Below are 15,754 nucleotides of genomic sequence, written 5' to 3'. Positions count from 1 at the left end.
CCGCCACGACCTCGGCGCGTCCGCCGCCGCAGCGCAGGACCCCCTATGCCCGTCATCGACATCCAAGGTCTGACCAAGACCTACAAGTCCGGCTTGCAGGCGTTGAAGCGCGTGGACCTGGCGATCGAAAGGGGCGAGATATTCGCCCTTCTGGGGCCGAACGGGGCCGGCAAGACGACCCTTATCTCCATCGTCTGCGGCATCGTCACGCCGACGACCGGCACGGTGATCGCCGATGGCCATGACATCCAGACCGACTTCCGCGCCGCCCGCACCAAGATCGGCCTGGTGCCGCAGGAGCTGACCACCGACGCCTTCGAGACGGTGATGGCCACCGTCACCTTCAGCCGGGGCCTGTTCGGCAAGGCGCCGAACCCCGCCTTCATCGAACGGCTGCTGCGCGACCTGTCGCTGTGGGACAAGCGCGACGCCAAGCTGCGGACCCTGTCGGGCGGCATGAAACGGCGCGTCATGATCGCCAAGGCCCTCAGCCACGAACCGGACATCCTGTTTCTGGACGAGCCGACGGCCGGGGTGGATGTGGAACTGCGCCGCGACATGTGGGCGATGGTGCGACGCCTGCGCGAGCGCGGCGTCACCATCATCCTGACCACCCATTACATCGAGGAAGCCGAGGAGATGGCCGACCGGATCGGGGTGATCCTGAAGGGCGAACTGATCCTGGTCGAGGAAAAGACCGCCCTGATGAAGAAGCTGGGCAAGAAGACCCTGACCCTGAACCTGGTCGAGCCGCTGACCGCGCTGCCCCCCGATTTGGCCGACTGGAACCTGACGTTGAAGACCGACGGCGGCGAGTTGGAATACAGTTTCGACGCCAACGCCGAGGACACAGGCGTGCCCTCGCTGATCCGTCGGCTGGAGACGCTGAACATCGGCTTCAAGGACCTGAACACCCGCCAGAGTTCGCTGGAAGACATTTTCGTCAGCCTGGTTCACACGAACGGAGCAGCCACATGACCTTCAACGCATACGGCGTCTGGGCCATCTATCGCTTCGAGATGGCGCGTGCGCTTCGCACCTTGTGGCAGAGCGTGGTCACGCCGGTCCTCACCACCGCCCTCTATTTCGTCGTCTTCGGCGGCGCCATCGGCAGCCGGATGCAGGAGGTGGACGGCGTGCCCTACGGCGCCTTCATCGTGCCGGGCCTGATCATGCTCAGCCTGTTCACCCAGTCGATCTTCAACGCCTCCTTCGGCATCTACTTTCCCAAGTTCACGGGCACCATCTACGAGATCCTGTCGGCGCCCGTATCGTCGCTTGAGATCGTGCTGGCCTATGTCGGAGCGGCGGCGACCAAGTCGGCGGTTCTGGGCCTGATCATCCTGGCGACGGCGGCCTTCTTCGTGCCGTTGCAGATCCTGCATCCGGTCTGGATGATGGCCTTCCTGATCCTGATCTCCGTGACCTTCAGCCTGTTCGGTTTCATCATCGGCGTCTGGGCGGACGGATTCGAGCAGCTTCAAATGATCCCGATGCTGATCGTCACGCCCCTGACCTTCCTGGGCGGCGCCTTCTATTCCATCGACATGTTGCCGGCCGGCTGGCGGACCGTCACCCTGTTCAACCCGGTCGTCTATCTGATCTCGGGCTTCCGGTGGGCCTTCTACGGTCAGGGCGACGTGGCCGTGGGGATCAGCCTGACCGCAACCTTGGCCTTCTTCGCCGTCTGCCTGGCCATCGTCATGTGGATGTTCAAGACCGGCTATCGGCTCAAGAACTGAACGTCACGAAACCGGCCAGATCGCCAGCGATTAGAAGACCATGTCCGACGAAACCAAGACCCCCTCCGCACCCCAGCCCTTCGCCCGCAAAGCCGTGCAGTGGGGCCGCATGCCGGCGACCACCTTCCACGTCGGACCCGTTCCGGTCGCCCCCAATCCGCTGGACCGCATTCCCAACCCACGGCCTCGCCCTGCCGCCCCTACGCCAGATTCCGCTTCCGCACTCGGTTCGATCCAGGGCCGGTCGCTGGCCGAAGGGCGCGCCCCGGCGCCTTCTGCGCGCCAGGCCGCCATCCTGTCGGGTTCCCTTATCCCGCTGGCGCGGTCCGCGACCCCGCCCGCAGCGCCCCGACCTGCCGCGCCCGCGTCTGCCGCAACCGCCGACCTGACGGTTCGTCCCCTGCCCGGCGCGCAGCTCCAGGCCCCGCCCCCCAAGGCGGACCCGACGCCGGAACCTGTCCGACCTGTCCGTGTGGCCGAGGCTCCGCCCGTGGTGGAGGCCGCCCCCGTCGCCCCGACCTTGACGCGGCTGGATCGCGGGACCGCCAGATCGTCGCGCGCGCCGCTGTTGATCGGCGGCGGCGTGGCGGCGCTGCTGGTCGTCGGCGGCGGGTTGTGGTTCGCCCTGCGTCCGTCGCCTACCCCGGTTCCAACGCCCGCAGCGGCGCCCCCGACGGTCGGAACGCCCGCCCTGGTCCAGCCGGTCGCCCAGCGCCCCGCTCAGCCCGCCGTCCAGGCGCCCGCCGAAACCCAGCCCTCCGCTGTCACGACAGCGTCGCCCCCGACGGCGACCGCGCCGACGGCGTCCAGCCGCGCGCCTTCGACCAGCGCTCGACCAATCACCGCGCCTACAACGGCGCGCCCGCAAGCCTCGACCGCGACCGTATCCAGCCCCACAGCGTCCGCAACGCCGATCACGCCCACCGCTGCGCCGCCAGTGGTGGTGGTGGTGACGCCGCCCGCTGCAACCCCGACGCCGGCGCACCAGACCGCGACGGACCCCAATGCACCCGTCGTGACGCGGCCTCAGCCGCTGGATTGAGGTTCGGATCAGGCGGTGCGGATGATTCCGCCCGCCGCCTGAACGGGCCAGGGCGTCAGCCGCCCCCCGGCGCACGGCCCACCCCGGCACTCGCCCGAGAGGGGCTCGAACACCGCGCCGTGCCAGCCGCACAGGATCAGCGAGGCGTCCGGCGTCAGATAGCGATCCAACTCGATCGCCAGCGGAAATCCGGCGTGGGGGCAGCGATCGACCCAACCGACGACCTGGCCGCCCTTTCGCACGACGAAGCCGTGGAAGAAGGCTTCCCCGATCTGAAGGACGAACCCCCGTGAGCCCGGATCGGCGATGTCGGTCTCGGCGCACAGGGCCACGCCGGGCGGCGTTTTCCAGACCCGCTTACGTTCGGTTTCGCCTTCAGACACGCTCGGCCTTCAGCGGCCGCGACAGAAGGCCGTCGATCAGGCCGTCCACGTCGATCTCTCCGGCCAGCAGCGCCGCGACCCCTGCGGTGATCGGAATCTCCACGCCCAGGCGCGCCGCCAGTTCGCGCACGGCCGGCGCGCTCTCATAGCCTTCCGCCACCGACCGCTTGCCGGCCAGGGCCTGTTCGACCGTCTGCCCCTGCCCCAGGGCCAGACCCAGGCTCATGTTGCGCGACTGCGGGCTGGAGCAGGTCAGGACCAGATCCCCCAGACCGCACAGGCCCGCCACCGTCTCGGCCTCGGCGCCCATGGCCACGGCCAGCCGCGTCATTTCGGCGAAGCCGCGCGTGATCAGAGCCGCGTGAGCGCTGCGGCCCAGTTGACGCCCTTCGGAAATGCCGCAGGCGATGGCCAGCACGTTCTTCAACGCCCCGCCCGCCTCGGCCCCAATCAGATCGGTCGCCAGATAGGGACGGAAGCCCGGCGCCGATAGGGTGTTCAGCAGGGCCTGACCCAAACCTTCATCCGCGCAGGCCAGGGTCACGGCCGTGGGCAGGCCGCGCGACACCTCGGCCGCGAAACTGGGGCCCGACAGGACGGCGGCCGGCGCAGACGGCAGAGTCTCGGCCAGCACCTCGGTCATCAGCTTCATCGAACCCCGCTCCACCCCCTTGGAGCACAGGACCACCGGCACGCCGGCGCGGTGATGAGGCGCGAAGGCCGTCAGGGTGGCGCGCATATGCTGGGCCGGCGGCACCGCCAGGATGACGTCGCAGTCCCCCAGGTCCGCCAGATCGGCCGTGAACCGCAGCCCCTCGGCCAGGGACACGCCCGGCAAATAGAGATCGTTGGCCCGCGTCGCCCGCAACGTCTCGACCAACCGCGGCTCGCGCGCCTGCAGGAGGGTGTCCAGACCCGCCCGGACGCAGACCTGCGCCAGGGCTGTGCCCCAGGCGCCTGCGCCGATCACTCCCGCCGTGCGAAATTCCATACGCCCTCCCAAGCTCTTGTCGCGATTCAGGCCTTGGCGCCCTTGCGCCCCGGCCGATGCGAAGGATCAGACAGCGCGCGCGCTTCGTCCAGCGGCCATCGCGGCCGGGCGATCACGTCTATGTCGCTGGTCAGGCCGAGCGCCAGCCGTTCCGCCCCCGCCAGGGCGATCATCGCCGCATTGTCGGTGCAATAGGCCAGGGGCGGCGCCAGAAAGTCGAAACCCTGTTTGGCCGCCGTCGCCTCCAGCACGGCGCGTATCGTCTTGTTCGCCGCCACCCCGCCGGCCACGACGAATAATCTTTTTTGCCCTATCGGCCGGCTCGCGGAGCCTGCCTGCATGAGGGCCTCATGCCTCTCCGCATAGGCCGCCAGGGCGCGTTCCGACCGATCCGACAGTTGGCGCGCGATGGCGGTCTGGACCGCATCGGCCAAGTTCGCCTTGTCCTGCGCCGTCTCGCAGGTCTGGGCGATGCGGAAGGCCGCCGTCTTCAGCCCGGAAAAGGAAAAGTCGCAATCCTTGCGACCCAACAGCGCGCGCGGCAGGTCGATGCCCGACCCGTCGCCCTGAGCCGCCAGTCGCTCCAGCGCCGGCCCGCCCGGATAGCCCAGCCCCAGGGCTTTGGCGATCTTGTCGAAGGCCTCGCCGGCCGCATCATCGATGGTGGCGCCGATCCGGCTCATGTCGCCGACCCCACGCACCTCCAGCAGCTGACAATGCCCCCCCGACACCAGCAGCAGCAGGAAGGGATAGGCTACCTCCGCCCCCAGCCGCGCCGAGACCGCGTGCCCTTCCAGATGATTGACCGCCACCAGCGGCAGGTCGCGCGCCAGGCTGACCGCCTTGCCGTAGCTCAGGCCCACCATGACCCCGCCGACCAGGCCCGGCCCGGCCGTCGCCGCGATCCCGTCCAGGTCGCTCCAGTCCAGACCGGCCTCGACCATGGCGCGGCGCGTGACGCCGTCGATCATCTCCACATGGCTGCGGGCGGCGATTTCCGGCACCACCCCGCCATAGGCGGCGTGGTCGTCGATCTGGCTGTGCACGACCGAGGACAGGACCTCGGCCCGTCCGCCGCGGGTCGATGGATGCAGCCGCACCACCGAGGCCGCCGTCTCGTCGCAGCTGGTTTCAAGGCCCAGCACCGTCAGCGCCTCACCAGGAAGGGGGGGGACATCCCGTCCAGTTGCCGCTGCGGCGCCGCTGCTATAGTCGGCGGAACTCTCCATCGGGCCGAGGTAGCGACCCGACGACCGGTACGCAACGTTCATGACCTTTCCTCTTCGCATCGGCACTCGGCGTTCCAGGCTGGCACTGGCCCAGTCCGGCATGATGCAGCGCGCCATCGGCCGCGCCCTGAACGTGCCGGAAAGCGAGATCGAAACGGCCGTGCCCCTGGTTGAGATCGTCACCACCGGCGACCGTATTCAGGACCGCCGCCTGCTGGAGCTGGGGGGCAAGGCCCTGTTCACCAAGGAGATCGAAGAGGCCCTCCTGGACGGCCGCATCGACATCGCCGTCCATTCGATGAAGGACGTGCCCGCCGAGCAGCCGCCCGGCCTGTGCATCGCCGCCACGCCCGAACGCGAGGACGCCCGCGACGCCTTCATCAGCCGCGACTACGCCGCCTTCGACGCCCTGCCGACCGGCGCGCGCCTGGGCACCGCCAGCCTGCGCCGCCAGGCCCAGGCCCTGGCCCTGCGCCCCGACCTGAAGATCGAGATGTTGCGCGGCAATATCGACACCCGCCTGCGCCGCGCGGCCGAGGGCGAGTTCGACGCCATTCTTCTGGCCGTGTCCGGAATGACGCGCCTGGGCGTGATCGACGCCATCCGCGAGACGCTGTCGCTGGACGCCTTTCTGCCTGCGCCGGGTCAAGGCGCCCTGGCGCTGCAGACGCGCGAGGCCGATCTGGACGCCGCCTGGGTCGCGGCCATGAACCACCCAGAAACAGCCATGGCCGTCGAGGCCGAACGCGGCGCCATGCTGACGCTGGAAGGGTCGTGCCGCACCGCCGTGGGCGCCCATGCCGTCATCGCCAACGGCGTGCTGCGCCTGACCACTGAAATGCTCAGCCCGGACGGCTCGGCCCGCTGGCGGCGGACGGGCGACCTGGCCGCCCCCACGCCTGACGCCGCCCGCGCCCTGGGCCTGCGCCTGGGCGGAGAGGTGCGCGACGCCGCGGGCGATCAGGAGGTCGATCCCGCGACCCTGGACGGATGAGCGCCCGGGTCTGGATCACCCGCACCCGGCCCGGCGCCGACCGCACGGCCGAGCGTCTGCGCGTCCTGGGCCTGACGCCAGTCGTCACGCCCCTGCTGGCCGTTCAACCGCTCAAGCCCGCCCTGCCCGACCTCGACCTCTACGCCGCCCTGGTCTTCACCAGTCCCAACGGCGTCGCCGCCTACGCCGCCCTGACGCCGCGCCGCGACCACCCCGTCATCGCCGTGGGCGACGCCACTGTCGCCGCCGCCCGCGACGCGGGCTTCCTCCAGGCGCGATCGGCCGAAGGCGATATCCACGCCTTGGCCCGCCTTATCGCCGACCAGCCGCCCGCGGGACCGATCCTGGCCGCCCTCGCCGAAAGCCCGGTCGCCGACCTGGCCGCCTTGACCTGTGCGCGAAACTCGGACGTCGTGATCGACGCCCTGCCGATCTATCGCACCGTCCCCACCCAGCTTTCCGCGCCGCCCCCGGCCGAGGCCGTTCTGGTCCACTCCCCCCGCGCCGCCCGCCTGCTGGCCGCCTATGGGCGCGCCGCCCTGGACGCCTGCTTGGTCGCCTGCATCTCGCCCCAGGCCGCCGCTCCGCTGGACGCCCTGGACCTCAAACCGGCCGTCGCCGATGCGCCGAACGACCCCGCTCTGCTCGCAACCTTGCAAGAGGCGCTTGGCAAGCGCGAACGGCCCGTATAAAGAGCCCCTCTCGCGCGGGCACGCCCGCCGACCGGAGCCGCTTTAGCTCAGCCGGTAGAGCACATCATTCGTAATGATGGGGTCAGGTGTTCGAGTCACCTAAGCGGCACCACTTTTCCAGAGCAGCGCTAGCCTTGACGCCCGGCCGGGATAAGTCGGAAGGCGCTTCCGCTTGGGAGTTCTGTGGGTATGCGGTGGGAAGGGCTTTGGGCCGCTAGTTTTTTCACGACATGCAAACCTGAGCTCTTCGGCCATTTCTGATGACTAGCGCATCTAGTTTTGCCTTAGGACAACTAGCTGTCTGGGCGTGCTACAGATGCGCCGTCCAATGCGCTTCGGACACAATGGAAATCGGGCTACCTTCATCGCGCCAAGCCGATGCCTGCAGTATCTTGTTGCCGAATGATGAGCGTTTCCATAACTCGGTCGCGTAGGCACCGACAACAAGAACCTGTGTTTTCCGGTTCAGTCCGCCAGCAAGGCCGCCGCGCTCCAAGACCGCACCCTCGCAATGCTTCCTCTGTCCTCATGTAGCCATGTGAGATGCGCCATTATTTGCACATCATATAAGATACCGAGGTCTGCGCTCAGTGTGGCTTTAGGCTGCGTCGTTGATTGTGCTTATGATACTTCAACGCGCGAGGCCCGATCGTCCGCATCATGAAGACCTCACCGAATGACATTTCGACCGAACTCGTCAACGATCAGACCCTCAGCGCCTTCCTTGCGTCGAAGATCGACTTTTATCGGAAGGCCAAGGGCAACCAGTGGGAGCGCTGCGACCCTCCCGCCAGCATCATCCAAAGTCTGCGGTACAATCAGGATCGACACCACATGCGGCCTCTGACCGGCTTGTCCCGGCAGCCTTCTACGGTGCAGATGGCCTTTCTGGGGTCGGACGGACTTAACCTGTCAGTTCCCTTGCAAACCCCCAAAACTGCGTGCTAGTTAATTGCAAACGATTGCATTAGTCGAGTTCGATTTTGGGCATAGTCTTGCGCACACAGTCTCTACCGATCGATGGCGTGGATGGGTCCCCATGGCGTCGGCTGTCGGATCGACTGGAAAATCTGTATCCGGATCAAGCCGAAACGCTGAAAAACGGCGTGCGAGGGGCGATCGAGGCTGCGCAGGCGGCCCGGCCCGATCGGCTCAGGGCCCTGGACCGCCTCCGCGCCGCCTCGCCCGGCTGGACGGCGCGCTCGGGCGAGAGCGTCTACACCTTCTACGTCGATCGGATGGCGGGCGACCTTTCGGCCCTGATCGACCGGCTGGATTATCTTCAGGCGCTGGGCGTGCGCTGGCTGCATCCCCTGCCGCTGCTGAAGGCGCGTGAAGGCGACAGCGACGGCGGCTTCGCGGTTCAGGACTATCGCGAGGTGGAGCCTTCCCTGGGTACGATGGTCGATCTGGAGCGGCTGGCGCAGGAACTGCACTCGCGCGACATGGGGCTGCTGCTGGATGTCGTCTGCAATCACACGGCGCGCGAGCACGACTGGGCTCGTCGGGCGCGCGAAGGCGATCCGCGCTATCGGGCCTATTACCATGTCGTCGAATCCGCCGAGGCCGTCGCGGCCTGGGAAGAGACGCTGATCGACGTCTTCCCCGACACGGCGCCGGGCAGCTTCACCCACGACCCGGACATGGGCGGGTGGGTCTGGACCACCTTCTACCCGTTCCAGTGGGACCTGAACTACGCCAATCCCGATGTCTTCCTGGAGATGCTGGAGGTCTTGTTGTTCCTGGCCAATCGGGGGGTGCAGGGCTTCCGCCTGGACAGCGCGCCCTTCCTCTGGAAGCGCGAGGGAACGAGCTGCCGCAACCAGCCCGAGACCTATCAGATCATCGAGGCGTTTCGCGCCGCCCTGGATCTGGCGGCGCCCAGCGTCGTCCTGTTGGCCGAGGCGATCGAGAGCCTGGACGACGTGCTGCCCTTCTTCGGACGCGAGGCGCCCGCCTGCGGACTGGCCTACAACAACGGGGTGATGACCGCCCTGTGGGGCGCCCTGGCGGATCAGGACGCAGAGCCCGTGAACCGGGTCCTGACGGCCGCGGCGGCCCGTCCCGATCACGCCGCCTGGCTGAACTACGTCCGCTGCCATGACGACCTGATCTGGAACGCGCTTTCGGCCTATGCGGACTTCGCCGACCTGGAGCGCTGGTCGACCTTCTACGACGGCGCCGGCTTTTCGGACGGGCGCCGGTTCCAGACCGCGCCGGGCGGGGTGCCGTCCACGAACGGCATGGCCTCGGCCCTGGTAGGGGTCGGCAAGTCGGGCGTCGATCAGGATCTGGCCCTGGCGCGTCTGCGGCTGCTGTACGGCGTGATCCACGCCCTGGACGGCTGGCCCTTGATCTACATGGGCGACGAGATCGGACTGGGCAACGACGAGTCCTACACCCTCGACCCCGAACGCGCCGCCGAAGGGCGCTGGCTGCATCGCCCCGCGATGGATTGGGCGCGCGCATCGGAAGCGGCCCGAGGCCAGGGACCGGTTGGCGCAGTCTTTCGCAGCCTGCGACGGTTCGGCGAGGCGGCGCGCGAATTGAACGAACTGGGCGTTACGGGACGCGCGGTTCCGCTGGATGTCGGCGACCGCCGCCTCCTGGCCTTCGCCCGAACGGCGGGACAGCCATTCGTCTGTCTGGCCAATCTGTCGCCGGAGACCGTCGCCTTGAACGAACCGATGGACGGGGCGGAGACACCCTGGGACATCCTGACCCACCAGGCCGTCGCCTCTGGGCCGCTGACGCTGCAGCCGTATCAGATCCTGTGGCTGGCGGGGCGGCCATGAGGGGCTTCGCCGGCGTCGAAATCGGGGGAACCAAGGTCGTGGTCGGCTTCGGAACGGGGCCGGACGATCTGAACGGTGTCGTGCGAATTCCCACCACCACCCCGCAAGAGACAATGGGCGCGGTCGTGGAGACGATCACGGCCTGGGCCGCCGACCATGACCTGGCCGGGATCGGGGTCGCCAGCTTCGGCCCGGTGCGGGTCGATGCGGCGGCCGAGGACTACGGCCGTATTCTGAAGACGCCGAAGCCGGGTTGGTCGGGGGCGGACGTGCTGGCGCCTCTGCGGCGGCTGCAACGGCCGCTGGGTCTGGCGACCGATGTCGTCGGGGCGGCCTTCGGCGAAGGCCGCTGGGGCGCGGCGCGGGGTCTGGACGATCATGTCTATGTCACGGTCGGAACCGGCGTCGGGATGGGAATCATCTCGGGCGGCCGCGCCGTCCACGGCGCCCTGCACACCGAAGCGGGCCATCTGCTGGTCCGCCGCGATCCCGACCGCGATCCCTTCCCCGGCGCCTGCCCGTTCCACGGCGACTGCCTGGAAGGTCTGATCTCGGGGCCCGCCCTGGCCCAGCGCATCGGCCGGCCGGGCGATACGCTGACGCCGGACGATCCGGTCTGGGACCTGGTCGCCGACTATCTGGCCCAGATGGCCGCCAGCCTGACCTATATGGTTTCGCCCCGCCGCATCGTCATCGGCGGCGGCGTCGGCGGCCAGGCGCATCTGCTGGATCGGGCCCGACGACGTTTGCCGATCCTGCTGGGCGGCTATCTGCCGGACCTGGACTGGGAAGACGCCATGGCCGCCTATCTGGTCGCGCCGGAACTGGGCGACAGGGCCGGCGTCCTTGGATCCATCGCCGTCGCCGAGTCTGCCTTTCTGAACCAACATTAAAGACGGCGGGGACTCTGTATCCCCGCCCGTGCAAGGGAAGAAACACCATGACCGCCAACACCCTGACAGCGGCGCCCGAACGCAATATCGGCCTGATCAAGGCCCTGACCTTCATGATGTTCATGATGTTCGCCATGACCACCGATGCGGTCGGCGTCATCATTCCCAAGGTCATCGAGGAATACGGTCTGGGACTGACGGCCGCCGGCGCCTTCCATTACGCCTCCATGGGCGGCATCGCCCTGGCCGGCCTGGGGCTGGGCTTCCTGGCGGATCGGCTGGGGCGCAAGGCGGCTATCCTGCTGGGCCTGGGGGCCTTCGCCTCGGCCTCCTTCCTGTTCGCCTTCGGCACGGGCTTCGGCTTTTTCGTTCTGCTGCTCTTTGTCTCGGGCCTTGCGATCGGGGTGTTCAAGACTGCGGCCCTGGCCCTGATCGGCGACATCACGACGTCGACGAGGGATCACACGGCGACGATGAACACCGTCGAAGGCTTCTTCGGCGTGGGCGCCATCATCGGGCCGGCGGTTGTCACGGGCCTGCTGGCCGCCGGCGCCTCGTGGAAATGGCTTTATGTCATCGCCGGCCTGCTGGCCGTGGGCCTGATCGTGGCGGCCCTGGCCGTGCGTTATCCGCCCTCCCAGACCGCCGAACAGCCGGCGTCGCTGCGCGCCAGCCTGGCGATGTGCCGCGATCCCTACGCCCTGGCCTTCAGCGCGGGGGCCATGCTCTACGTCGGCGTAGAGACGGCCATCTACGTCTGGATGCCGACCCTGCTGAAGGATTACGCCGGTCCGGCGGTGATGCTGGCGGCCTACGCCCTGTCGATCTTCTTCGTCCTGAGGGTCGTGGGACGGTTCCTGGGCGCCTGGCTCCTGCGGCGCATGGATTGGACGCGGGTTCTGATGTGGGCCAGCCTGCTGATCTTCGGCTGCTTCCTCGGCGCCGCCGTGCTGGGTCGGTCCGCGGCGGTCTGGCTGTTGCCGCTGTCGGGCCTGTTCATGTCGGTGATCTATCCGACGCTGAACTCCAAGGGCATCAGCTGTTTCCCCAAACCGCAGCATGGCGCGGTGGCCGGCGTCATCCTGTTCTTCACCTGCATCAGCGCCGTTCTCGCCCCTCTGGCGATGGGCGTGGTCAGCGACAGGTTCGGCGGCCCGCAGTACGGCTTTATCCTGGCTACGGTTCTGGCGGCCGTCCTGGCGGCGGCCCTGGCGGTCAATGCGGTCGTCAAACCCGCAGAACGCCGGCTGATCCAGCACGACGACAGCCTGTAGGGCGCGTCGCCGCGCGCCCTTCAGGGGGCCGAGGCGCGCACGACCAGTTTCGGCGCCATCACCAGGGACGGCGCCGGTTCGCCTTCCAGACGGCGCAGCAGAAGATCGACCATCGCCTGGGCGCCCCGCCCGATGTCCTGGCGCACCGTGGTCAGGGCGGGACTGGCGTGAATGGCGATCTCCAGGTCGTCATAGCCGACCACGGCCACATCGTCGGGCACGCGCAGCCCCCGCTCCGACAGGGCGCGGATCGTCGACAGGGCGATGATGTCGGTGGCGGCGACGACGCCGTCCACCGCATCCGTCTCATCCAGGAAACTACGGATCGTCTCATAGGCGGTCTGCGGCGTCAGATGCACCGCCAGCGGGTGGGCGGGCGCGGCCACCCCTAGTTCGGCGTGGGCCTGCAGGAAGCCCTGATAGCGTTCGCCTAACTCCGGGAAGTCCGGATTGCCGAAGAAGACCAGCCGACGCCGGCCGGACTTCAGCAGGTGTTCGGTCGCCAGCCGGCCGCCCAGGCGGTTGTCGGTGCCGACCACGCACTGGGACAGACCGTCCATCAGCGCGCCCCACACCACCAGCGGCGCATAGCGCTTCGCCATGGCCTCGATCGCCTCGACCTGATCGGACTGGCCGATGACCAGGACGCCGTCGACCCGGCCGGTTTCGGTCATGTCGCGCAGCCAGTCGGCATTGCTGGGTATGATGCGCGACAGCAGAAGATCGTAGCCGCGCGCCGTCAGAGCGTCGGCGAGATGGCCCAGAAGGGTGATGAAGAAGGGATCCGACACCGGCTGGCCGACTTCGTGGCCCAGCGGCAGAACGACGCCGATCGCCTGGGTGCGGCCGGTGCGCAGGCTGCGGCCGACGATATTGGGGCGATAGCCGTGCTCGCGCGCAAGGGCCTTGATCTTTTCGCGCGTCTCTTCGCGGATCGCCGGATTGTCGGCCAGGGCCCGCGACACGGTCGACGTCGAAAGACCGCTGAGGCGAGCCAAGTCTGCGAGCGTTGGGGCGGATTTATCCGGCATATTGATCGAATGGCGTGAACCCCGCACGGGGTCAAAGAAAAAGGCGCGATCCCGGAAGATCGCGCCCGAAGTTCAGCGGCTCAGGTAGCGGTGTCGCCGCCGTCAGAACGTGTAGCGCAGGCTGATCGTCGCCGTTCGACCGTTCAGGGCGCGGGCCCGGACGATGTTGGTGGCGTTATTGGTGATCGCGCCTTCTTCCGACTCCGTCACCGCGAAGGTGTCGAAGACATTGTTCACGTTCAGCGTCAGCGCCAGGTCGTCCGTCAGGTCATAGCTGGCGAACGGATTGACGATGACATAGCCCGGCATGACCAGCTGATTGTCGAACTGGGCGTAGGAATCCGACGTTCCGACCAGATTCACGCCGGCGCGGATGGGGCCGCGGTTATAGGCGGCCGTCGCCTGATAGACCCATTCGGCCTGACGGCGCGGACGGTTTCCGACGTTGGCGGGGTTCAGGCGATCCGCCGTGATCTTGGCGTCCGTCCAGGTCAGGCCGCCGTTCAGATCGAAAGCGCCCGCCCGGACGTGGCCTTCCAGTTCGATCCCCTTGGCCTCGTAACGGGCGTCGGTGAAAGTCTGGCTGGTGGCCTCGAAGTTGGTCTCTTCGGTCTTGGCCAGGAAGGCGGTGGCGAACAGCTGGGTGGCGCCATGGCGATAGCGCGCCCCCGCCTCGTACTGCTCGACCATGTCGACCGCCGCGCCCTTGTCGACCAGGCGGCCGTCGGCGGCGATGGCTGGGCCGAACAGCAGACGGTCGGCGTTGGCGCGTCCGCCGCGGCTGGCGCGGCCGAACACAGCGACGTCGTCATTGATCGAATAGTTCGCCCCCAGCGAATAGGACCAGTAGCTCCAGTCGTAGTCGATGGGCTTGGCGTTGGCGTAGTCGATCTGGCTGACCTGGGTCTCGGGGCGCTGGATCACGCCGTCGCCCGAGATGTCGCGCGTAGTGACGATGCCGTCGGCATAGCTGCCGGACGCCTTGCCGGCGTCGTAGCGCACCGAACCGTCGACGATTAGCGGACCGCTTTCCCAGTTCAGGGCCACATAGGGGGCGTTGATCTGATAGTCGGCGTCGTAGGACCGGCGGCAGCAGTTGCCGAAGAAGGTCGCGCCGTAGCCGACCAGGCCGTTCTGCGTCAGCTTGGTTCCCGTGCTGTCAAAGACATCCACCAGCGCGGCGTTGTCGCCCTTCACCTCGGTCAGGAAGCTGTTCCACAGCCAATCCACGTCGATCGACTGGCTGGCGCGGTAATAGCCGAAGGTGGTCTTCAGCGTGCCGCCGCCCGCCGCGAACTCGCGCTCCAGCTTCAGGTCATTGGCCATGTTGCCGAGGTCGTTGATATCGACGTCGAACAGCACGATCTGAGCCAGCAGGCCGTTGCCGTTGGCGTTGGACGGGACCACCTGCCCGGCGTTGGCGCCGTTGGCGTAACGGGCGACCGCGCCCGTCCCGCCGATGCCCGCCGCGATGGCCGAAGGCGTTCCGACGCCGGCCGTGAAGGGCGAGATGAAGCCGCCCTTGTTCGAGGCGATGCGGAACTTGTCCGTCAGGGTCCAGCCCGAACCCAGGTCGAAGCTGGCTTCCAGGCCGCCGGACAGGACCTCGGGGTGCATGCCGTCCGAGATCTTGCCGACGCGCGGCTGGTTGTCGCCGCCCAGGCCGGGGCTCAGTTGGAACAGGGCCGAATGCAGCGTCTGGGTGGAGGCGTCGTAGCCCGGCAGAGCGCCCCACTTGGGATCGCTGTTGGTTCCCGTCACCTGGATCGGCGACGGCATATAGGCGATGGCCCGGTCGTTCAGATATTTGCCGGTCAGGCGGACATAGCCGTTATCGAACTCGCGCGTCACCGAGGCGCGAATCTGGCCGCCCTGCTCGCCGGTGAAGCCCGCTTCGCGCGCGCCTTCGCCGGAGCGATAGAAGCCGCCGATCGAACCGTACAGCTTGTCGGCGATGGGGCCGCCGTACTGGAATTCCGCCCGGCTGGTGTCGAAGTCCAGGCCGCGCGTCAGGGTGACGCTGCCGCCTTCGGTCTGGCCGGTCTGGGTGATCATGTTGATGATCCCGCCAGGCGAGTTGGAGGCGAAGGTCGAGGCCGAACCGCCGCGAACCGCCTGAACCCGCGCGATGGTAGAATCATAGCGGGTGAAGATGTCGGCGTTGCCGAAGGAGATGTCGCCGAACTCCATGACCGGCAGGCCGTCTTCTTGAATCTGAAGGAATTTCGCCCCGCCCGTCGAGATGGGAATGCCGCGCACGGCGATGTTGGCGTTGCCTTCGCCGCCCGACGATTCAGCGCGGACGCCCGGAATGCTGCGGAAGATTTCGGCCGTCGAACGCGGCGCCAGGTCCTGAACGGCCTCGGCGTTCAGGGTCGTGACGGACACTGAAGACCGCAAGGTCGAGGTGCGGCCGGCGACCGCCGTCACCACCACCTCGTCGACGGTCGACGGTTCGGCGGCGGGCGCCTGGGACGGGGTTGCGGCCTCTTGCGCCCAGGCGGTCGTGCCCAGGGCGGCGAACAGGGCGGCCATGCAGATAGAACCTGCGACTTTCATGAATCTCATTCCTCCGTAGGGGGCCTCTCGAGGGCCTTAATGCAATCGATGGCACAAAATACAATCGATTGCAATTCTTATTGGCTTGGGGGTTGATGTTTGTGGTGAAGGTGATCAATGACCTGCGGC

General features: G+C 67.7%; 13 protein-coding genes and 1 tRNA gene. 9 read left to right on the top strand and 5 right to left on the bottom strand.

Going from position 1 to position 15,754, the window contains the following annotated elements; translation table 11 throughout:
* Positions 1-45: 45 nt before the first annotated feature.
* Genes QE389_RS13890 through QE389_RS13880 form a run of 3 tightly spaced genes read left to right on the top strand, consistent with a single transcriptional unit; the run spans position 46 to position 2,784 of the window.
* Positions 46-978, top strand: a complete 933-nt coding sequence (locus QE389_RS13890; protein WP_307368483.1) for an ABC transporter ATP-binding protein — start codon at positions 46-48, stop codon at positions 976-978.
* The gene (locus QE389_RS13885; RefSeq protein WP_307368480.1) at positions 975-1,742 is read left to right on the top strand and encodes an ABC transporter permease; all 768 of its coding nucleotides are present in this window, start codon (positions 975-977) and stop codon (positions 1,740-1,742) included. Before QE389_RS13890 ends, QE389_RS13885 begins: the two co-directional genes overlap by 4 nt.
* A 40-nt stretch (positions 1,743-1,782) precedes the next feature.
* Positions 1,783-2,784 (top strand): hypothetical protein, encoded by a 1,002-nt coding sequence (locus QE389_RS13880; protein WP_307368477.1) that lies wholly within the window; start codon positions 1,783-1,785, stop codon positions 2,782-2,784.
* A gap of 8 nt (positions 2,785-2,792) precedes the next feature.
* On the opposite strand, the gene QE389_RS13875 is transcribed toward QE389_RS13880, so the two are convergent.
* From QE389_RS13875 to tsaD, 3 genes are read right to left on the bottom strand one after another with little or no spacing between them, the layout of a single operon-like run.
* Positions 2,793-3,167 (bottom strand): Rieske (2Fe-2S) protein, encoded by a 375-nt coding sequence (locus tag QE389_RS13875; protein WP_307368474.1) that lies wholly within the window; start codon positions 3,165-3,167, stop codon positions 2,793-2,795.
* Entirely contained in the window at positions 3,160-4,158 is a 999-nt protein-coding gene (locus QE389_RS13870) for an NAD(P)H-dependent glycerol-3-phosphate dehydrogenase (RefSeq protein ID WP_307368471.1), read from the bottom strand. Before QE389_RS13870 ends, QE389_RS13875 begins: the two co-directional genes overlap by 8 nt.
* Positions 4,159-4,184: 26 nt before the next feature.
* On the bottom strand, positions 4,185-5,429 hold the full coding sequence (gene tsaD / locus QE389_RS13865) for a tRNA (adenosine(37)-N6)-threonylcarbamoyltransferase complex transferase subunit TsaD (protein ID WP_307368468.1): 1,245 nt from the start codon (positions 5,427-5,429) through the stop codon (positions 4,185-4,187).
* Between tsaD and hemC the strand changes: the two genes are divergently transcribed.
* The 6 genes from hemC to QE389_RS13835 all read left to right on the top strand — a co-directional run bounded on the left by hemC (position 5,428) and on the right by QE389_RS13835 (position 12,035).
* Complete coding sequence (gene hemC, locus QE389_RS13860; protein WP_307368465.1) at positions 5,428-6,381, top strand: hydroxymethylbilane synthase; 954 nt, start codon at positions 5,428-5,430, stop codon at positions 6,379-6,381. The genes tsaD and hemC overlap by 2 nt on opposite strands.
* Positions 6,378-7,073, top strand: coding sequence for a uroporphyrinogen-III synthase (locus QE389_RS13855; RefSeq protein ID WP_307368462.1), 696 nt, complete (start codon positions 6,378-6,380; stop codon positions 7,071-7,073). The genes hemC and QE389_RS13855 overlap by 4 nt, the downstream gene beginning before the upstream one ends.
* Before the next feature lie 36 nt (positions 7,074-7,109).
* Positions 7,110-7,185 (top strand) — tRNA-Thr (locus QE389_RS13850).
* 994 nt (positions 7,186-8,179) lie between these two features.
* Positions 8,180-9,868 (top strand): alpha-amylase family glycosyl hydrolase, encoded by a 1,689-nt coding sequence (locus tag QE389_RS13845; RefSeq protein ID WP_307368459.1) that lies wholly within the window; start codon positions 8,180-8,182, stop codon positions 9,866-9,868.
* Complete coding sequence (locus QE389_RS13840) at positions 9,865-10,761, top strand: ROK family protein (RefSeq protein WP_307368456.1); 897 nt, start codon at positions 9,865-9,867, stop codon at positions 10,759-10,761. Before QE389_RS13845 ends, QE389_RS13840 begins: the two co-directional genes overlap by 4 nt.
* 47 nt (positions 10,762-10,808) lie before the next feature.
* Positions 10,809-12,035, top strand: a complete 1,227-nt coding sequence (locus tag QE389_RS13835) for an MFS transporter (RefSeq protein WP_307368453.1) — start codon at positions 10,809-10,811, stop codon at positions 12,033-12,035.
* Positions 12,036-12,055: 20 nt separating this feature from the next.
* Here QE389_RS13835 and QE389_RS13830 read toward each other — a convergent pair whose 3' ends face one another.
* Complete coding sequence (locus QE389_RS13830) at positions 12,056-13,066, bottom strand: LacI family DNA-binding transcriptional regulator (RefSeq protein ID WP_307368449.1); 1,011 nt, start codon at positions 13,064-13,066, stop codon at positions 12,056-12,058.
* Between the two features lie 102 nt (positions 13,067-13,168).
* On the bottom strand, positions 13,169-15,625 hold the full coding sequence (locus QE389_RS13825) for a TonB-dependent siderophore receptor (RefSeq protein WP_307368447.1): 2,457 nt from the start codon (positions 15,623-15,625) through the stop codon (positions 13,169-13,171).
* Positions 15,626-15,754: the final 129 nt, after the last annotated feature.

This window comes from Brevundimonas sp. SORGH_AS_0993 (genome assembly GCF_030818545.1).
Lineage (GTDB): Bacteria > Pseudomonadota > Alphaproteobacteria > Caulobacterales > Caulobacteraceae > Brevundimonas.
This window is presented reverse-complemented; position numbering and strand designations above follow the sequence as displayed.